The sequence below is a fragment of the Streptomyces sp. NPDC048442 genome, assembly GCF_040651475.1.
GTDB lineage: Bacteria > Actinomycetota > Actinomycetes > Streptomycetales > Streptomycetaceae > Streptomyces.
The window spans coordinates 116,490-134,079 of record NZ_JBEZKB010000009.1 but is presented as its reverse complement, the minus strand read 5'-3'; the positions used below and the strand labels follow the sequence as shown (position 1 = coordinate 134,079).

19 protein-coding genes are annotated in these 17,590 nt (G+C 71.0%); 7 read left to right on the top strand and 12 right to left on the bottom strand.

Annotated elements, in window-relative coordinates; translation table 11 throughout:
- Positions 1-156: 156 nt before the first annotated feature.
- Together AB0D18_RS16470 and AB0D18_RS16465 are read left to right on the top strand one after the other, a co-directional pair.
- Positions 157-1,227 carry a fatty acid desaturase gene (locus AB0D18_RS16470; RefSeq protein WP_362417915.1) on the top strand — a complete coding sequence of 357 codons (1,071 nt, stop codon included), beginning with the start codon at positions 157-159 and terminating at the stop codon, positions 1,225-1,227.
- Entirely contained in the window at positions 1,224-1,931 is a 708-nt protein-coding gene (locus tag AB0D18_RS16465) for a TetR/AcrR family transcriptional regulator (protein WP_362417912.1), read from the top strand. Before AB0D18_RS16470 ends, AB0D18_RS16465 begins: the two co-directional genes overlap by 4 nt.
- Before the next feature lie 138 nt (positions 1,932-2,069).
- Here AB0D18_RS16465 and AB0D18_RS16460 read toward each other — a convergent pair whose 3' ends face one another.
- From AB0D18_RS16460 to AB0D18_RS16450, 3 genes are all read right to left on the bottom strand, one after another.
- Complete coding sequence (locus AB0D18_RS16460) at positions 2,070-2,351, bottom strand: hypothetical protein (RefSeq protein ID WP_362417909.1); 282 nt, start codon at positions 2,349-2,351, stop codon at positions 2,070-2,072.
- Positions 2,344-3,036: a DUF4386 domain-containing protein gene (locus AB0D18_RS16455; RefSeq protein ID WP_362417906.1), complete on the bottom strand. Its 693-nt coding sequence runs from the start codon at positions 3,034-3,036 to the stop codon at positions 2,344-2,346. Before AB0D18_RS16455 ends, AB0D18_RS16460 begins: the two co-directional genes overlap by 8 nt.
- A 155-nt stretch (positions 3,037-3,191) precedes the next feature.
- Complete coding sequence (locus tag AB0D18_RS16450; protein WP_362417903.1) at positions 3,192-3,803, bottom strand: TetR/AcrR family transcriptional regulator; 612 nt, start codon at positions 3,801-3,803, stop codon at positions 3,192-3,194.
- A gap of 119 nt (positions 3,804-3,922) precedes the next feature.
- Between AB0D18_RS16450 and AB0D18_RS16445 the strand changes: the two genes are divergently transcribed.
- The 4 genes from AB0D18_RS16445 to AB0D18_RS16430 all read left to right on the top strand — a co-directional run bounded on the left by AB0D18_RS16445 (position 3,923) and on the right by AB0D18_RS16430 (position 6,665).
- Positions 3,923-4,147: a hypothetical protein gene (locus AB0D18_RS16445; RefSeq protein WP_362417900.1), complete on the top strand. Its 225-nt coding sequence runs from the start codon at positions 3,923-3,925 to the stop codon at positions 4,145-4,147.
- 63 nt (positions 4,148-4,210) lie between these two features.
- Positions 4,211-5,167: an alpha/beta hydrolase gene (locus AB0D18_RS16440; RefSeq protein ID WP_362417897.1), complete on the top strand. Its 957-nt coding sequence runs from the start codon at positions 4,211-4,213 to the stop codon at positions 5,165-5,167.
- Between the two features lie 56 nt (positions 5,168-5,223).
- Positions 5,224-5,961 (top strand): MerR family transcriptional regulator, encoded by a 738-nt coding sequence (locus tag AB0D18_RS16435; RefSeq protein ID WP_362417894.1) that lies wholly within the window; start codon positions 5,224-5,226, stop codon positions 5,959-5,961.
- 86 nt (positions 5,962-6,047) lie between these two features.
- Positions 6,048-6,665: a Uma2 family endonuclease gene (locus tag AB0D18_RS16430; RefSeq protein WP_362417891.1), complete on the top strand. Its 618-nt coding sequence runs from the start codon at positions 6,048-6,050 to the stop codon at positions 6,663-6,665.
- Here the strand turns inward: AB0D18_RS16430 and AB0D18_RS16425 are convergent.
- Both AB0D18_RS16425 and AB0D18_RS16420 read right to left on the bottom strand, forming a co-directional pair.
- Positions 6,652-7,035 carry a VOC family protein gene (locus AB0D18_RS16425; protein ID WP_362417888.1) on the bottom strand — a complete coding sequence of 128 codons (384 nt, stop codon included), beginning with the start codon at positions 7,033-7,035 and terminating at the stop codon, positions 6,652-6,654. The two genes, AB0D18_RS16430 and AB0D18_RS16425, sit on opposite strands and share 14 nt — an antisense overlap.
- Positions 7,032-7,832: a trans-aconitate 2-methyltransferase gene (locus AB0D18_RS16420; protein WP_362417885.1), complete on the bottom strand. Its 801-nt coding sequence runs from the start codon at positions 7,830-7,832 to the stop codon at positions 7,032-7,034. The genes AB0D18_RS16425 and AB0D18_RS16420 overlap by 4 nt, the downstream gene beginning before the upstream one ends.
- Before the next feature lie 102 nt (positions 7,833-7,934).
- Between AB0D18_RS16420 and tamR the strand changes: the two genes are divergently transcribed.
- On the top strand, positions 7,935-8,435 hold the full coding sequence (gene tamR, locus AB0D18_RS16415) for a MarR family transcriptional regulator TamR (RefSeq protein ID WP_362417882.1): 501 nt from the start codon (positions 7,935-7,937) through the stop codon (positions 8,433-8,435).
- Here the strand turns inward: tamR and AB0D18_RS16410 are convergent.
- The 7 genes from AB0D18_RS16410 to AB0D18_RS16380 all read right to left on the bottom strand — a co-directional run.
- Complete coding sequence (locus AB0D18_RS16410) at positions 8,391-9,176, bottom strand: response regulator transcription factor (RefSeq protein WP_362417879.1); 786 nt, start codon at positions 9,174-9,176, stop codon at positions 8,391-8,393. The two genes, tamR and AB0D18_RS16410, sit on opposite strands and share 45 nt — an antisense overlap.
- Before the next feature lie 354 nt (positions 9,177-9,530).
- Positions 9,531-10,691, bottom strand: a complete 1,161-nt coding sequence (galK, locus tag AB0D18_RS16405) for a galactokinase (protein WP_362417876.1) — start codon at positions 10,689-10,691, stop codon at positions 9,531-9,533.
- Positions 10,688-11,665: a UDP-glucose 4-epimerase GalE gene (gene galE / locus AB0D18_RS16400; RefSeq protein ID WP_362417873.1), complete on the bottom strand. Its 978-nt coding sequence runs from the start codon at positions 11,663-11,665 to the stop codon at positions 10,688-10,690. Before galE ends, galK begins: the two co-directional genes overlap by 4 nt.
- Positions 11,662-12,714: a galactose-1-phosphate uridylyltransferase gene (gene galT / locus AB0D18_RS16395; RefSeq protein ID WP_362418238.1), complete on the bottom strand. Its 1,053-nt coding sequence runs from the start codon at positions 12,712-12,714 to the stop codon at positions 11,662-11,664. Before galT ends, galE begins: the two co-directional genes overlap by 4 nt.
- 137 nt (positions 12,715-12,851) lie before the next feature.
- Complete coding sequence (locus AB0D18_RS16390) at positions 12,852-13,535, bottom strand: LuxR C-terminal-related transcriptional regulator (RefSeq protein ID WP_362417870.1); 684 nt, start codon at positions 13,533-13,535, stop codon at positions 12,852-12,854.
- A gap of 219 nt (positions 13,536-13,754) precedes the next feature.
- Positions 13,755-15,644, bottom strand: a complete 1,890-nt coding sequence (locus AB0D18_RS16385) for a PQQ-binding-like beta-propeller repeat protein (RefSeq protein WP_362417867.1) — start codon at positions 15,642-15,644, stop codon at positions 13,755-13,757.
- Between the two features lie 158 nt (positions 15,645-15,802).
- A partial coding sequence (locus AB0D18_RS16380; protein WP_362417864.1) for a PQQ-binding-like beta-propeller repeat protein occupies positions 15,803-17,590 on the bottom strand: 1,788 nt, incomplete at its 5' end.

The window sequence follows — 17,590 nt, the reverse complement described above, 5'->3', positions numbered from 1 at the left end:
GACCGCGCTGTCCGACACGGCCCAGGATAGGTGCCCCCATATTCGGGTACTCGGCGGCCTCGGCGGGCGGGCCTCACCGCTGCCATACTTACGAAGCCGTAGGTTACGGAACCGTAGCCAGGCATTACCCGCATTCCTCACCCCACAGGGGACCACATGACCATCAGCCCCGATCTACTGAAGGAGTCCCCGGATTCGTCCGGGGCTTCGGGATCGTCCGCCGACTCGTCCGCCGGCCCGTCCGCCGACCGGGCGGCTGCTCCGGCTCCGCTCGCGACGCGCGGCGGCGAGTCGAAGCGCTCCATCGAACAGATCGCCCTGCTCCTGTTCATCACCGTCCCCTTCGTGGCGCTCCTCGCGGCGATTCCGCTCGCGTGGGGCTGGGGGGTGAGCTGGCTCGACCTGGGCCTCATGATCTTCATGTATTACCTGGGCTGCCACGGCATCACGATCGGTTTCCACCGCTACTTCACGCACGGCTCCTTCAAGGCGAAGCGCCCGCTGCGGATCGCTCTGGCCCTCATGGGTTCGATGGCCGTCGAGGGCCCGCTGGTGCGGTGGGTGGCCGACCACCGCAAGCACCACAAGTTCTCGGACGGGGAGGGCGATCCGCACTCCCCGTGGCGCTTCGGCGAGGATCTGCCGTCCCTCATGAAGGGCCTGTGGTGGGCCCACATCGGCTGGATGTTCGACGAGGAGCAGACCCCGCAGGACAAGTACGCCCCGGACCTGATCAAGGACCCGGCGATCCGTCGCATCTCGCGCGACTTCATCTACTGGACCATGCTCTCGCTCGCGATTCCGCCGCTGGTCGGCGGCCTCGTCACGATGTCCTGGTGGGGTGCCTTCACGGCGTTCTTCTGGGGCTCGCTGGTCCGTGTGGCGCTCCTCCACCACGTCACCTGGTCCATCAACTCGATCTGCCACGCGGTCGGCAAGCGTCCCTTCAAGTCGCGGGACCGCTCAGGCAATGTGTGGTGGTTGGCGGTCCTCTCCTGTGGTGAGTCCTGGCACAACCTGCACCACGCGGACCCGACCAGCGCCCGGCACGGCGTGCTGAAGGGCCAGGTCGACTCGTCGGCCCGGCTCATCCGCTGGTTCGAGCAGGCAGGCTGGGCGTACGACGTGCGCTGGCCGACGGCATCGCGGCTGGCCTCCCGGCGCAAGACCGACGACGAATCCGACGACGAATCCCCGAGCAAGACCCAAGCGACAGAAACGGCATGATGGAGCCTGTGGCGACCGACGGCAGCAGCACTGGCAGTACGAACCCGAGCGCGAGCGGCGACAAGCCCCGCCCCGTGACGCGGCGGGCCCGCCGCGTCCGGATGACCGGCGCGGAACGCCGTGAGCAGCTGCTGGACATCGGCCGCACGCTCTTCGCGGAGAAGGGCTTCGAGGGGACGTCGGTGGAGGAGATCGCGGCGAAGGCCGGTGTCTCCAAGCCCGTCGTCTACGAGCACTTCGGCGGCAAGGAGGGCCTGTACGCGGTCGTGGTCGACCGCGAGATGCGGGCGCTCCTCGACATGGTGCAGAGCGCCCTGACGGCCGGCCACCCGCGCGAGCTCCTGGAGCAGGCCGCCTTCGCGCTCCTCGATTACATCGAGACGTACACGGACGGTTTCCGCATCCTGGTCCGCGACTCCCCCGTCGCGCAGTCCACGGGCACTTTCGCGTCGCTCATCTCCGACATCGCCACCCAGGTCGAGGACATCCTCGGCCTGGAGTTCAAGGCCCGCGGCTTCGACCCGAAGCTGGCCCCCCTCTACGCGCAGGCCCTGGTGGGCATGGTGGCGCTGACGGGCCAGTGGTGGCTCGACGTCCGCAAGCCGAAGAAGGCGGAGGTCGCCGCGCACCTGGTGAACCTCTCCTGGCACGGGCTGGAGAACCTGGAGGCGAAGCCGCGGCTGATAGGGCACCGCAAGAGCTGAGACCTTGAGCGGTCGGCGGTACTCGGCGGTACTCGGCGGTACTCGGGAGTGCGAGGCAGCACTCGGCGAGCCCTCGGCAGTACGGGAACGGGCCGCCCCGGCATGACGCCGGGGCGGCCCGTTCGCGTACGTACGTCCTCAGGCCCCGGTGTCGGCCTTGGGGTCGGGCGAGGTCAGCACCACGACCGACCCGTCGCCGTCGAAGTCGTCCACGAGGGCGTACACCGCAATTCCGGCACGGGCGTACTCGCGGCGCTTGTGGATGCGGTCGCGCTGAATGTGCTGCCGGCCCGAGGCCACGACCTCGACGACCGTGCCGACGCCCGGCGCCGGGATCCCGTAGCCGTCCTCATCGCCGAACTCGTCGCACGAACGGGTGCCCCGTACGACGCCGCGCTCGTACGACGCCGCGCTACTCACCCGCCGTACGGACCCGGCTGCGCGGCAGCACCACCGCCACCCACACCAGCCAGATCAGCCCGCCGAAGCGGACCACCGGCAGGGCGTAGCCGAAGGGGTCGGCCAGCAGGCTGAGCGTGGCGAGCATGCCTGCTGCTGCCAGCGCGCATCCCACCCGGGCGAGCGGCTTGGGCAGCAGCCCCGCCCGGAGCCCGGAGACGGCGAGCCCCGCGACGAGCAGCCCGAAGGCCACCGCGTACGTCACCCCGCCCGTCAGGAACGAGAGATCGGCGACCGCCCGCGCCAGCGCCGGTGCGGCATCGGCCGCCAGCCGCTCCCCCGTCCAGGTGAAGAGCGCGCTGAGCGTCAGTGCGAGGGACGCCATCACCCCGCCCACCAGGGTGATCGCGGAGCCGGGCGCGGTGATCCCGAGGGCCCGCAGCCGCCGGTGGGCAACGGCCGCGAGCACCGCCAGCGGTACGGCGGAAGCCAGCAGCAGGAAGGCCCCGATCCGGATCGTGCTGCCGTTGCCCTGTGTGTACGTGAGGACTTCGGCGCCGGTGGCGGTGGGCTGCGGGGTGGCGCTGTTGAGGGCGACGTACGCGATCGTCAGGGCGGCGAAGGAGAGGACGGGCAGGAGCAGGGGCGGGCCCGCCTGGGGACGTCGTGTGCGGGCGGTGTCCGGTACAGCCGCGGTGGTGGTCAAGGTGACTCCTCGGTCGGGACCCGCACCCGGAGGCCGGAGGGGCCTCCGCCGTGGTGCGCGGTCACCGGTACGACGGGGCGCCCGGCCCGGGATGTGACATCAGCCCCGAGCCTCCGAGCCCCCGGGCCCCCGGGCCCCCGGGCCACGCAAGCCCGCTACCCCCGGCCGAGTACGCACTCAAGGTGGTGGTCCAGAACTCCCTTGGCAGCGGCCGGAGTTCGCATGCCGAGTGCCACGTCCACGCCCAGTCCCGTGGCCACGGTCCAGCAGATGTCCGCATCGATGCGGGGGTCGCCCGCGGCCTTCGCCCCCCGCTCCGCCCGTGCTCCGGCGATCAGGCCCGCGGTGAAGTCCAGGAGTTCGCCGTCGCCCGGTCCCAGTACGCCTGCCATCTCCGGGTCCGAGATCGCCCGTCCGAGTACGGCGACGGACAGCCGGAGCAGCCGTACCCCTTCCTCGTCGCGTGCGAGCATCGCGTACAGGCACTCGCGGAGCATGACCTCCGCGCCGGGGGGCCCGTCCTCCTCCGCCACGGCCTTGATCGATGCCTCGATACGGGCGTTGAGTGCGGCCACGGCCCGCCGGACCGCGTCCCGTACCAGCTCTTCGCGTGACGCGTGGTAGTGCTGCACCTGCCCCATCGACACGCCTGCCTCGGCCGCGACCTTCCGCAGCGTGACGCCTTCGAGCCCGTCCTGGAGGGTCAGTGCCCAGACGGCTTCGGCCAGCCGTCGCTTGCGGTCCTCGTGGTCCACGACCTTCGGCATGCGTGCGTCCGCCCTTCCCGCGTTTTCCCATGCGATCGCATTGCATCCGTGCGACCCACTCAATACAATGCGAGTGCATTGTATTGGCTCACGTCCCGCACAGCGAAAGGCAGCCCGCCATGAAGTTCGACGTCCTCCAGATCCTCGGTGCGGTCCTTCTGGTCATCGGCGGCCAGGGAGCGATCCGCATGCTGATCGACCACGCCCACACGGGCCTGCTCGGCGGCCTCGGCGCCCCGTTCGCGGTCACGCTCGTCACGTACCTCACGGCCGTCCTCTTCGGCCTGATCCTGGCGGGCTGGGCGCACGACCGCGCGAAGGCGCTGGGCCGGCGCGGGAAGTAGGCGAGCCCGCCGCCCAGGGGAAGGGTTGACCCTGACCCTGCGTCAGGGTTGGAGCCTTGTCGCATGACGAACAGCAACAACAGCAGTCGCAACAGCAGCAGCAATAGCAGGAGCAACAACAGCGCTTCCCCGACCCGGCCCGCCCCGCCGGTCGGCGGGTTCCAGGAGATCGACGGCCGGCGCGTCTTCGTACACCGGGCGGGCAGCGGCGGACCGGCCGTGGTGTTCCTGCCGGGCGCCAGCGCGATCGGCCTGGACTACTTCGGTGTCCTGCAGGAGGTCTCGCAGTTCACCACCGGCGTGCTGTACGACCGCGGCGGCACGGGCTTCAGCGACGCCGTCCCGCTGCCGCGCACCGCCGCGGCGGTCGCCACGGAACTGCGCGAGCTGCTGCGCGCCCAGGACGTCGCCGGTCCGTACGTCCTGGTGGCGCACTCCCTCGGCGGCTTCTACGCGCACCGGTTCGCCCAGCTGTACCCGCAGGACGTGGCCGGGCTGGTCTGGCTGGACGCCTTCCACCGCGACTGGGACGCCTTCATGCCTCCCGCGGCGAGTCTGGCCGCGGTCGAGCGGATGGGCCCCGGCTGGGAGCAGATGGTGCGGATGCGCCCGACGCTGCGCGAGATGTACGCCGAACTGCTCGCGGACTACCCGGAGCAGCTGCGGCAGGCGATGATCGACGCCAAGACGAGTGACGAGCTGACCCGCTCCGGCATCGCCGAGCGCACCGGGCTTGCCGCACTCGCCGCCGAGCTGCTGACCGGTCCCGGCGTCCCGGACGTCCCGGTGGTCGCTCTCACCGTGGTGGGCACCGACCCCGGCCAGAAGGCGATGACCTCGGAGCGGACACTGCAGGAGATGCACGACGGCAGGACGAGGCTGGACGCGGCCCTGGCCGGCGCGGTCTCGCACGGGGAACAGCGCATCATCTCCGACACCGCCCACCACCGGCTCTGCTTCGAACGGCCCGATGCGGTGATCCGGGCGGTACGCGACGTGGTCGACCGCTCTCGTCACTAAACTCGGCACGACTGCACGGCGTACGAAGGCCCGTGGGACAGAGACCTAGGAGGACGGTGCTCACGATCGGCCGGCTTGCGGCGACCGCCGGAGTGACCGTGCGTACCGTTCGGCACTACCACCACATCGGCCTGCTGCCCGAGCCCGAGCGCGACGCCTCCGGCTATCGCCGCTACAGCGCGCAGGCGGCGGTGGATCTCATCCGGATCAGGACCCTCGCCGATGCCGGGGTGCCCCTGGCCCGTATCGACGCGCTGCTGCACGCGGAGCCTGCCGCATTCGAGGCGGCCGTCACCGGCATCGACGCCGAGTTGCGGCGCAAGATCGACCAGCTCACCGAATCCCGCCGCCGGATCGCCCAACTCGCCGGCGGTGAAAGCCTCGTCCTGCCTCCCGAGGTCGTCGCCATCCTGGACCGGATGCGCGGCCTCGGGATCAGCGAGCGGAGAGTACTGCTCGAACGCGACTCGTGGATCCTGATGCGGGCACTGGACCCGCAGATCGTGCCGGAGCGGATACGGGACAAGAACGCCGGCCTCGACGACCCCGAGACGACGCGCCTGTTCCTCGCCTGCGACGAAGCGGTCGGCTGGGATCCGCACGATCCGCGCCTGGGCCGGCTCATCGACGACCTGGACGCGTGGGAGATCGCGCACGAACGCGACAGCAACCGGGCCGGATACCTGAAGCTGGTCTCCTCCCGGATCTCCGAGGCATCCCCTGCCTGGCGACGCATCGTCACCGCCCTCGCCCACCGCGCCGAGCAGCGCCGCCCCGCCAAGAACGACGACTGAGGCACATCAGGCCAGGCGTCACTCTTTGTGAGTACATCTCGCGATCTCGGCCGCTACGGTGAGGGGGCAGGCCCAGAATCCCGTCCATGGGAGGAATCACCATGACCGCCGAGCCGATCGCCGAGTCGGGATGCCACTGGCCCGTGCCGCCGCAGGACGGCTACACCGTGGACGACCTGTTTACGCTGCCCGGCCTCCCGCCGCACACCGAAATGCTCGACGGGAGCCTGGTATTCGTGAGTCCGCAGCGGCGTTTCCACGCCAAGATGATCGAGCTGTTGATGAACGGCCTGCGCAGCACACTTCCAGAAGCCCTGACGGTCGAACGGGAGATGACCGTCGTGATCGACCGGCGCAACGGCCCCGAGCCCGACCTCTCCGTCACGCTGGCCGAGGCCGCGACCAGTCTCGACCAGACCCACTTCCAGGCGTCCGACGTCCGTCTCGCCGTGGAAGTCGTCTCCCCCGAGTCCGAGTCCCGCGACCGCGACACCAAGCCTCGCAAGTACGCCGCTGCCGGTATCCCGCACTTCTGGCTCGTCGAGATGACCGACAGCAACGCCCACCCCGTCGTTCGTGTCTACGAACTCGACCCGCTGTCCAGGACATACGCACTGACCGGCATCCACCACGATCAGCTCAAGGTCAGAGTCCCGTACGACATCGCGATCGACATCTCGCTGGACGCGCTCAAGGAGCTGTGAGCTCCACCGCTGTGACCGCCTCCAGGAACTCCAGCCTGTTCCCCACCGGGTCCGTGGAGTAGAAGCGTTTGTGCCCCGGCAGGTTGTCGTCCCGTACGACCTCCGCGCCGTGCGAGGCCAGGCGGGCCGCGTACGCCTCGATCCCCGAGATGCGGATCCCCGGGTGAGCCTTGCGGGCCGGGTGGAAGTCCTCCTCGATACCCAGGTGGAGCCGGACCCCGCCCGCCTCGAACCAGCAGCCTCCGCGCGCCGCCAGCACCGGCGGTTTCGGGACCTCCCGCATGCCGAGGACGTCGACGTAGTACGTACGGAGGGCGGGCTCGGAGCCGGGCGGGGCGGCGAGCTGGACGTGGTCGAGGGCGGCGATCACGGGCGCACCGCCACGGCGAAGATGCGGCGGAAGGGGAAGACCGTCCCGGCGGGGCCCGGCGGGTAGGCCTCGCGGAGGGCGGTCGCGTACTCGGCGGTGAAGGCCGCCGCGGCCTCCTCGTCGTCGGCGAGTGCGGTCAGGACGGGGCGCAGGGCCGTGCCCTTGACCCAGTCCAGGACGGGGTCCTCGCCGGTGAGGAGCTGGAGGTAGGTGGTCTCCCAGACGTCCGCGGCGCAGCCGAGGGAGGTGAGGAGGGAGAGGTAGTCGGCAGGGGCGAGAACCGCCGCCGCGCGGTCGCCCGTGCCCGAGAGCCGTGAGCGCCAGCGCGGGGACTCCCGCAGGCCCGCCAGGATCGTGTGGCTCGGGGCATCGAAGTTCCCCGGGACCTGGAAGGCGAACGTCCCGCCGGGGGTGAGTCCCTCCAGCCATCCTTCGATGAGCGAGGCGTGGCCCGGGACCCACTGGAGGAGTGCGTTGGAGACGATCAGGTCGTACGAGGCGGGGGCGGGGGCCCAGGTCGACGCCTCGGCGTACGCGAAGTCCAGGTTCTCCCCGGCGTACTGCTGCGCCTTCACCAGCATCTCGCGGGAGTTGTCGTAGCCCGTGATGCGGGCGTCGGGCCAGCGGGAGGCCAGGAGTGCCGTCGCGTTGCCCGCGCCGCAGCCCAGGTCCGCGATGCGGGCGGGAGGTGTGGCGGGGGTGATGCGGGACAGGAGGTCCGCGAAGGGGCGGGTGCGGTGGCCCTCGTGGCGGAGGTACTGGGACGGGTCCCAGACAGGAGAAGGGGAAGTCGTCATGGCTTCAGCCTCCCCCAGGCATATCTTGACGTCAAGAGAGTTGTCGTCAAGATACTTGAATGCAAGAGACTTCATGTCGACAGACCCCCTACACTGATCGTCATGGAGGACGAGGTCGATCGACTGGTCGCAGCATGGCGCCGAGAGCGCCCCGACCTCGACGTGGAGCCCCTTGAGGTGCTCAGTCGAGTGTCCAGGCTGGCGCGCCATCTCGACCGTGCGCGCCGGCTGGCGTTCTCCGAGCACAGCCTGGAGCCCTGGGAGTTCGACGTACTGACGTCGCTCCGGCGGGCCGGGGATCCGTATCAGCTCTCCCCCGGGCAGCTGCTGACGCAGACGCTCGTCACGTCCGGGACGATGACCAACCGGATCGACAGGCTCGCCAAGAAGGGCCTGGTGGAGCGGCTGCCGGACCCCAGTGACCGGCGCGGGGTTCTCGTGCGGCTGACGGACGAGGGCCGTGACCGTGCCGACCAGGCGCTCGCGGGCCTGCTGGAGCAGGAGCGGGCGATCCTCGGTGAGCTGTCACGGGCGCAGCGCGGTGAACTGGCCGCTCTGCTACGCCAGTTGACCGCCCCGTTCGACAACGTCCCCAGCAGTTAGGTCGGCGGGTCCCACACCCGCCCGGCGGGCCAGGGCGACCGCGGCGAGGGTCGAGTGGACGCCCAGCTTTCCCAGCACGTTCTGCATGTGGGTGCGGACCGTGTGCGGGGACAGGAAGAGTCGTTCGGCGACGGCCTTGCGGCCGAGGCCGGCGACCATGCAGCGCAGCACCTCGCGCTCGCGCGGAGTCAGGGACTCCACCAGCCGTTCGCTCTCCGTGCGGTGCTTGCGGGCCGCGGTCAGCTCGCGGAGCACCCCGGTGAGGAGTGCGGGCGGGAGGTGCGTCTCGTCGCGCAGTACGCCCCGGATGACGGCCAGGAGGCGCTGCAGGGAGCAGTCCTTGGCCACCCACCCACAGGCGCCGGCCTGCAGTGCGAGGGCGGCCCTGCGCGGGTCGTCCTTCTCCGCGAGTACGACAGTGCGGACGCTGGGCTGGCCGGTGCGCACGCCTGCGACCAGGGAGATTCCGTCGACCAGGCCGTCCTGCTCGGCCCCGTGGTCGGGGACGGCGACCGCGTGCGGGGCGCCTCCGCCCGGCGCGAGGGTCGTGCCGAGGTCCGCGTCGATGAGCATCACGTCGAACTTGCGGCCTTCCGCCGCTCCCCGTTCCAGACACCGCAGCGCGGCGGGGCCGCTGCCGGCGGCCGTCACGTCGACGTCCGGTTCCGCCGCGAGGGCGGCTGCGAGCGACTCGGCGAAGATTCGGTGGTCGTCGACCACCAGGACGCGAATACGAACCACTGCCTCTGACACCCCCATGAGTCGGAGGACGGACCTGCGCGGACACGACTCCCGGGGCCGGGCGGAATCGTCGGTGCGCACGGCCGCCGCCGTGTGCCGATCAATACCGGCCGATCAATACCCCGGCCCCGGGGGTCGTAGTCCGACTGTCTCGCCCCCTGATCAGCACCGGCCCCCACCGGTGCTCAAGCCTCAGAGTACGGGCGGGGGCGATGACCGGAAGGGTATTTGCAGAACTGTTTGGCCTCGGGGCCCGGCGTGCGCTTCCTGTGTCGTGTTGTGGCGAAAGGCGAGAGGGAATGGACAGTTCCTGTCACTCATGGGCCGCCCAACCCCCCTGCGCTTCACGGCAGTTCAGCTCAGCCTGCGGGCACCTGCCGCCGGTGTGACCGGGAAGACGCGCGGACTCCGGTGACCGGCCGCCTCGAACGCCGCTTCGACTGCCCGCGTCAGGTCGGCCACCGCCGACTCCTCCACGAGGACGATCGCGGAGCCCCCGAAGCCGCCGCCGGTCATCCGGGCGCCGTACGCCCCCGCCGCGTTCGCCGCCTCGACGGCGAGGTCCAGTTCCGGGCAGGAGATCCGCAGGTCGTCCCGGAGGGAGGTGTGCCCCTCGGTGAGTACCGGGCCGATCGCGCGGGTGTCGCCCGCGTCCAGGTGGGCGATCACCTGCTCGACGCGGTGGTTGTCGGTGAGGACGTGGCGGACGTAGCGGCGGACCCGTTCGTCGTCCAACTCGGCCAGTTTCGCGTCCAGTTGTCCGTACGGTACGTCGCGCAGGTGGGTGACTCCGAGGAGGCGGGCGCCCTCCTCGCAGCCCGCGCGGCGTTCCGCGTACGCCCCGTCGCCGAGGGCGTGCTTGACGCGGGTGTCGACGACGACGAGGGCGAGGCCCTGTGCGGCCAGGTCGAAGGGGACCTGGCGGCGGGTGAGGTCGCGGGTGTCGAGGTGGAGGGCGTGCCCGGCCTCGCAGCAGGCGGACGCCGTCTGGTCCATGATGCCGCAGGGCACCCCGACGAAGGCGTTCTCCGCACGCTGGCAGATGAGCGCCAACTCCGGGCGGGAGAGCGGCAGTTGGTGCAGCTCGGTGAGGGCGAGACCGAGGGAGACCTCCAGGGCGGCCGAGGAGGAGAGGCCCGCGCCGGTGGGGACGGTGGAGCGCAGGTGTACGTCCGCGCCGCCGGCCGCCTCCTCGTGCCCCGCCTCGCACAGCGCCCAGACGACGCCCGCGAGGTAGGTCCACCAACTGCCGTCGCAGGAAGGGGGCTTGAGGTCGTCGACGTGGATCTCGGTGACGCCCTCCTCGCTGTCGCCCGAGTGCAGTCGCAGCACACCGTCGGTGCGGCGGGCCACCGCGGCCTGCGCGGTGTGCGGGAGGGCGAGCGGCATCACGAAGCCGTCGTTGAAGTCGGTGTACTCGCCGATGAGGTTGACCCGGCCGGGGGCCGCCCAGACGCCCTCGGGCTCCGTACCGTACAACTCCCTGAATTCCGCTATGACGTGTTCCGGGCTCACTGGCCGCTCTCCTTGCCCTGTGCGAAGCGCCACGCGTCGCCGATGATGTCGGCCAGGTCCGTGCGCGAGGGGGTCCAGCCCAGTTCGGTGCGGGCCCGGTCCGCCGAGGCGACCAGGATCGCGGGGTCGCCCGGACGGCGGGGGCTCATGACCTCGGGGATCGGGTGTCCGGTGACCTTGCGGACGGTTTCGATCACCTCGCGGACGGAGAAGCCGGTGCCGTTGCCGAGGTTGCAGATGCGGTGCGTGCCCGGTTCGGCGGCGGCGACGGCGAGGAGGTGGGCCTCGGCGAGGTCGGCGACGTGGAGGTAGTCGCGGACGCAGGTGCCGTCGGGGGTCGGGTAGTCGTCGCCGTACACGGAGATCGACTCGCGGCGGCCCTGGGCGACCTGCAGGACGAGCGGAATGAGGTGCGACTCCGGGTCGTGCCGCTCGCCGCACGCGACATTTCCTGAAGGGCCGTACGCACCGGCCACGTTGAAGTAGCGGAGCGAGACCGCGGCCAGGCCGTGGGCGGTGCACTCGCCGCTGATCATGTGGTCGACGGCGAGCTTGGAGGCGCCGTACGGGCTGGTGGGCGCGGTCGGCAGGTCCTCGGTGATGGGGGTGACGGCGGGTTCGCCGTACGTCGCCGCCGTGGAGGAGAAGACGAGGCGGCGCACGCCCGCGTCGCGCATCGCGGCGAGGAGGTCCATGGTGCCGCCGACGTTGTTGCGCCAGTACTTCCCCGGGTCGGCGACGGACTCGCCGACCTGCGAGAACGCGGCGAAGTGGAGGACGCCGTCGTAACTCCCGTCCAGATGCGCGGCCGCGTCCTGGATGCGGCCCTCGACGAAGGCGGCGCCGGTGGGGACGGCCTCGCAAAAGCCCGTGGAGAGGTCGTCGAGGACGGTCACCTCGTGGCCGGCCTCCAGGAGGTGCGCCGTGACGACGCTGCCGACGTAGCCCGCGCCGCCCGTAACCAAGTACTTCATGTGTTGCTCGCTACCTCTCGCAGTCGGGTGGCCGCGGCCTCCGGCGACACGTCGTTGACGAACGCGCCCATGCCGGACTCGGAGCCCGCGAGGACCTTCAGCTTGCCGGACGTGCGGCGGACGGTGAACAGCTCCAGGTGCAGGGCGAAGTCCTCGCGCAGCGGGTGCCGGAAGGGCGCCTGGTGCCAGGCCGAGATGTACGGGGTGGGGGGCTGGTCCGGCCCGAAGATGCGGTCGAAGCGGCGCAGCAACTCCAGGTAGACGGACGGGAATTCGGCGCGGGCCGCGTCGTCCAGGGCGCGCAGGTCGGGGACCCGGCGGGTGGGGTAGAGGTGCACCTCGTAGGGCCAGTGCGCGGCGTACGGGACGAAGGCGGTCCAGTGTTCACCCTCAAGGACGACCCGGGAGCCTTCGCCGCGTTCACGGGCGACGACCTCGTCGAAGAGGTTCGACGCGCCGCCGGTGCGGGCGGCGTGGGCTTCGAGGGAGCGGAGCATCAGGTCCGTACGGGGGGTGACGTACGGGTAGCCGTAGATCTGGCCGTGCGGGTGGCCGAGGGTGACGCCGATCTCGGCGCCCCGGTTCTCGAAGCAGAACACCTGTTCCACGGCGGGGAGCTGGGCCATTTCCGCCGTGCGGTCGGTCCACGCTTCGAGGACCAGGGCGACCTGGTCCTCGGTGAGGTCGGCGAACGAGGCTCCGTGGTCGGAGGTGAAGCAGACCACCTCGCAGCGGCCCGAGTCCCCGGCGAGGGACGGGAAGCGGTTCTCGAAGACGGCCACGTCGTAGTCGGCGTCCGGGATCTCGCTCTCGTGGCCCTCGCGGGACGGGCAGAGCGGGCACGCGTCGGCGGGCGGCAGATAGGTGCGCTCCTGGCGGTGCGAGGCGATGGCCACCGAGTCGCCGAGGAGCGCGTCGTGGCGGATCTCGGACGCGGTGGCGACCGGGGTGAGCGGGCGCGGGTCGACCGCGTCCCGGACCCGGTCGTCCGCCGTGTCGTAGTAGAGGAGTTCACGACCATCGGCAAGCCGGGTCGATGTCTTCTTCACAGTCACCTCACGCACGCACACCTGCCAACAGAATCGAACATAAGAAACCATGGCACAACAGTGGCGTCAATGGCGGAGGTACATGGCGGGGCGGATCGGAGCAGGTCCCCGCGCCCCTCGATGCCCCTCAGGTCTCCTCAGTGCTCCTGCGGGGCAGCTGTCGTCGCGCGGTCGAGGAGCCCCGTACGGGCCGCGAGGGCGGCCGCCTCCAGGCGGGAGCCAACGCCCAGCTTCATCAGGACGCGCTGGACGTGGGTGCGCGCGGTGCTGGGCGCGATGCCCATGCCGGCCGCGATGAGCCGGGTGTCCTCGCCGTCGGCGACCCGGACCAGGACCTCGACCTCGCGCGGGGTCAGCAGGTGCAGCAGCCGCTGGCCCTCGTCGTCGGGCTGGGCGGCCGGGTTGAGGAGTTCCGCGAAGGCGTTCTGGAGGAGCTGCGGCGCCACCGCCGCCTCCCCCGCGCGCGCCTTCACCATGGCGCGCTCGACGCCCTCGATGCGCTCGTCGTGACGTACGTAACCGGCCGCCCCGGCGGCGAAGGCGGCGGCGATGCCGCGCGGGCTGGGGACGGGACCGAGGACGACGACGGCCACCTGGGGCCGCTCGCGTTTGATCCGTACGATCGGGTCGAAGGTGCCCGGCAGGGCAGGGGTCGCCGTGCCGAACAGACAGACCTCCGGCGCCCGGCTGACCACCAGTTCGGCCGCACCCGCGGTGGGCGCGGCGGCGGCGAGCACACGGTGCCCGCGGAGTTTGAGCGCCGAGGCGAGTGCCTCGGCGAGCAGGCGGTGATCGTCGACCACCATGAGCCGTACGCCCATCGAAACCCCCCACGTTCCCCCAGGAGCAGGCCCCCCGGCCTCCTGACCCGGCAAGCTACACGCTTGTTCGACGTTGCGCGCCCCTTACCGTCAGAAGCCACTCAAAGTTGTCAAATACCCTTGTTGGCCGATTGGTTGGGTTTGAGAGCTGTAGCAGCGCGAAGAAGGGGCGCCCCCGACATCAAGTCGGGGGCGCCCCTCGGCGGTGGTGGGCTCCGGTCAGGGGCCGAAGACCATCGCCAGGTACTTCTGGCTGGTGTTGCTGTCGCTCAGCAGGTCGTTCGAGAGGAACAGCCGCCCACCGGCGAACCGTGCGTTCTCGAAGTTGATGGTGAGGCTGGACTCGGCGTCCCTGACCGCCCGGTCGCCCGGGTTGTCCAGCAGGACCGTCTGCTTGAGGGAGCCGCCGTCGATGCTGGCGACCTGGCCTCCCTTGTCGTACGGGGGGAACTTGTAGACGATCAGGTTTCCACCGTCCATGCGCAGCGGGACCATCGAGTACCGCTCGCCCGCGGGGATGTTGTCCGAGGTGGGCTTGCCGGTCTTCAGGTCCCAGGACACGATCTCGTTGGTGCGGCCGGTCTCGGCCGTGCTCCGGCGCTGGACGGTCGGCAGGTAGACCTTGCCGTTGCCCACCGCGACCTTGGTGCAGCCCTCGATGTCGCCGCGCGGGCAGTGCAGGTCGTACTTCTCGCCGTCGACCGGCATCTGGGCGAGCAGCTTGCCCGTCGCGCCGTCGATCGAGAACAGGTCGGAGATGCCTGCGGTGCCGGTGGCGGAGTCGTTGACCTCCGCGCCGACGAGCAGCGGCTTGGTCGAGACGATCGAGGCCGTCTCGGCGCCCGCGGGCAGCTTGTACGTGGAGAGCGGCGCGCCGGAGGTCGGGTTCAGCGTCTGGATCAGCAGCTGCGGGGCGTCGTAGGTGCCGCACTGGCGGATCGCGACGAGGGCGGGACCGCCGCCGTAGCCCTTGTCCTCGCAGTTGTCGGCGGAGGGCTTGGGGCTCCACAGCTCCTTGCCGTTGATGTCGACCGCGCCGGCTCCGCCGGTGCCGCCGGCCGCGACGGTGTCGCCGGAGATGGTGACCTGGTCGAGGCTGGCGAGCCGGTCGGCGTCCTTGAAGTGGTGCTGCCACAGCAGCTTGCCCGTGGTGAGGTCGAACAGGCCGATCTCACTGCACGGGGCGACCTTCTTGCCGGCTTCCAGGGTGCCCTCGAAGAGGAAGGCGGCCTTGTTGCCGTCCTTGGAGAGGAAGCGCGACTCGCCGCAGACCTCGCCGGTCAGGGGGAGCTTCCAGAGCTCGGTGCCCTTCTCCGGGTCGTAGCCGACGATGGTCTTGACGCCGGCCTTGGCGTACACCTTGTCGGTGGCCCAGGAGCCCTTGGCGTCGGTGAGTTCCTTGACCACCGGCATCGGGACCTGGAACTTGACCTTGGAGGTGACGTTCTCGGGGGCCTTCTCCTTGCCCGCGCCGTCCGGGGCCGGGGGTCCGGCCTTCTCCTCGGTCTTGCCGTCGCCGCCGCCTCCGCCGGAGGAGCTGCCCGCGACGTCCTCGGTCCCGTCGCTGCTGGTCGCCTTGTAGACGACGCCCGCGCCGACGATCAGGACGACGGCGGCGACCGCCGCGATAATGATCTTCAGCTGGTTGGACAGACCGCCACCGCCGCTGCCGCCTGGCTGCTGCGGGGCGGGCGCCTGGGGCGGGTACATGCCGACCGTGGCGGGCTGACCGGGCTGACCCGGGAAGCCATAGCCCTGCTGGGGCGGCTGCGGCTGCTGTCCGGGCTGGCCCGGGTAGCCGTAACCGGCCGGGGGCGCCTGACCGCCCGGCGGGGGCGTCTGCGGCGGCTGGCCGGGAGCCTGCGGGGGCTGGCCCGGGGCCTGCGGGTAGCCGTAGCCGGGCTGGGCCGGCGGCTGGCCGGGCGGCGTCGGGGCGCCGAAGCCACCGGCGGGCGGCTGGGTGGGCGCACCGAAACCACCGGCGGCCGGCGGGGGCGTCTGCGGCGGCTGCGGGGCCTGGTTCGGGCCGGACTCGGGCGACTTGCTGAACGGCGACGGGGGCGGAGACCCGTCCCCGTTCTTCGGGGGTTCGTTGGGCGGCTGCGTCATGGTGGCACTACCTCTGGGGACGTAGGAGGGTGGCAGGGAGAAGGCCGGGAGACCTTCGGAATTCTTCGTGGTGCGGCGGGTGCGCGAACGGGGGGTGCGGCGGGTGCGCGAACGGGGCGGGGCCGGCCGCTGCCGGCCAAACTCCCGCCCCGTACACGTCAGTTGCCGAACGCCAGCAGGGTCTGCGGCTTCTCGTCGTCCTTGCCCGAGACGCGGTCGGGAGCGAGGAAGAGCCGGCCGCCCTCGTAGGAGAGGAGCTTGGAGTACATGCCGTTCTCGATCGACTGCACGGCCGACGAGTTCTTCAGTACGGGCACCGGATTGCCGCCCGCGGCGGGGATCTTCACGAGCCCGCCGGGCTTGTCGTACGACGGCTCGGTGTACGCGAAGACGAAGCCGCCCTCGGCCTTGACCGGGAGCAGTTCGCGGCCCGGATCCTTCGAGGCCCACTTGAGCTTGCCGGTGACGACGTCGTACGCGCGGACCTCGTTGCTGCGGCCCGACACACCGGGGTCGGAGGACTTCGCCTCGCTCGGCACGTACAGCGTGGTGGCGTCGGCGGCGACGCCCTGGCAGCCCTGGAGGCTGTTGTTGAACATGCCGCACCGGGCCGAGGGCAGTTCACCGGTCATCTGGGCGCTGGGCTGACCGTTCGCCTTGAAGAAGGAGACGTTGCCGGCCTTCTTCTCGCGGTTCTGCAGGTAGATGACCAGCGGCTCGACGGAGTAGACGTTCTTGATCTCCCAGCCCTCGGGCGCCTTCCAGGTCCACTTGCCCTTGCCCGTCGCCGGGTCGAGCTCACGGAGCTGGTAGCTGGTCTTGCTGTTGGAGCCACTGCCGGTGCAGCTGTCGACGCCGAGCAGCTTGGTGCCGTTGGAGGCGAAGGAGGACAGCCGGCAGCCGCCGACGCGCTCGCTGGTGAACGCGCTGGATCCGTCACTGACCTTGAAGGCCTTGGGGTTGCCGAAGCGGGCGCTGGTGGTGACGGTGTCACCCGTGATCGCCATTTCGTCGACGCCGCCGAGGTCGAAGAGGCCCGACTTGGTGACCTCCTTGCGCCAGCCCGTCTTGCCGGTCTTCAGGTTGATCTGCTGGAGCTGGTTGCAGTCGCCCTTCTCCGTGTTGTTGTTCTTGACGGCGATGACGGTGACGCCGTCCGCACCGGCCTGGCGGGGTGCGGCGCAGATCTCGGTCTGGAACGGGATCTCCCAGCGCTTCTTGCCGTCGGCGGCGCCGTAGGCCGTCATCGTCCGGTAGTACGCCTGGATCACGGTGTCGCCGACGAACACCGACGGCATCACCTTGCCGCCGCCCTTGGGCAGGTCGACCGCGTTGACGTGGTTCCACAGGACCTTGGAGTCGCCGGGCTGGCGGCCCGCGTTGAGGTCCGTACCCGCGTCGCGGCCCGGGGCCTGTGACTGGCCGTTGCCGCCCTTGCCGTCGCCCTTGTCGACGGGCACGGTCGGCTTCACGTCCGTGGTCGGCTTGGCGATCGGCTCCTTGTCGCCGCCGGAGACCAGGTAGATACCGCCCGCGATCACGATCAGCGCGGCGACGGCCGCACCGATGATGAGCAGCAGCTTCTGCTTGTTCTGCGGGCCGCCGCCGCCTGGGCCGGGGGCCGGGGCGCCGGGGTAACCGGGCTGACCTGGCTGACCCGGGTAGCCGTAGCCGGCTTGCGTCTGCTGCGCGTACGGGCCGGGCTGTCCGGGCTGGCCCGGGTAGCCGTAGCCCTGCTGCGGCGCGGTCGGCGGCGCTGCCTGCTGCGCGTACGGGTTGTCGGCGGCCGACGGCGGACCCTGCGGGTATCCGTAGCCCGGCTGACCGGGCGGCGGGCCCTGCGGCGGTCCGGGCGGCGGGCCCTGCGGCGGTCCGGGCGGCGGGCCCTGCGGCGGTCCGGGCGGCGGGCCCTGCGGCGGTCCGGGCGGCGGGCCCTGCGGCGGACG

Excerpts from the sequence above, each read along its gene's own strand:
- AB0D18_RS16470 (WP_362417915.1), top strand. The coding sequence starts at position 157 with ATGACCATCAGCCCCGATCTACTGAAGGAGTCCCCGGATTCGTCCGGG.
- AB0D18_RS16465 (WP_362417912.1), top strand. The coding sequence starts at position 1,224 with ATGATGGAGCCTGTGGCGACCGACGGCAGCAGCACTGGCAGTACGAAC.
- AB0D18_RS16450 (WP_362417903.1), bottom strand. The coding sequence starts at position 3,803 with ATGCCGAAGGTCGTGGACCACGAGGACCGCAAGCGACGGCTGGCCGAA.
- AB0D18_RS16445 (WP_362417900.1), top strand. The coding sequence starts at position 3,923 with ATGAAGTTCGACGTCCTCCAGATCCTCGGTGCGGTCCTTCTGGTCATC.
- AB0D18_RS16440 (WP_362417897.1), top strand. The coding sequence starts at position 4,211 with ATGACGAACAGCAACAACAGCAGTCGCAACAGCAGCAGCAATAGCAGG.
- AB0D18_RS16430 (WP_362417891.1), top strand. The coding sequence starts at position 6,048 with ATGGGAGGAATCACCATGACCGCCGAGCCGATCGCCGAGTCGGGATGC.
- AB0D18_RS16420 (WP_362417885.1), bottom strand. The coding sequence starts at position 7,832 with ATGACGACTTCCCCTTCTCCTGTCTGGGACCCGTCCCAGTACCTCCGC.
- tamR (WP_362417882.1), top strand. The coding sequence starts at position 7,935 with ATGGAGGACGAGGTCGATCGACTGGTCGCAGCATGGCGCCGAGAGCGC.
- galE (WP_362417873.1), bottom strand. The coding sequence starts at position 11,665 with ATGAAGTACTTGGTTACGGGCGGCGCGGGCTACGTCGGCAGCGTCGTC.
- AB0D18_RS16390 (WP_362417870.1), bottom strand. The coding sequence starts at position 13,535 with ATGGGCGTACGGCTCATGGTGGTCGACGATCACCGCCTGCTCGCCGAG.
- AB0D18_RS16385 (WP_362417867.1), bottom strand. The coding sequence starts at position 15,644 with ATGACGCAGCCGCCCAACGAACCCCCGAAGAACGGGGACGGGTCTCCG.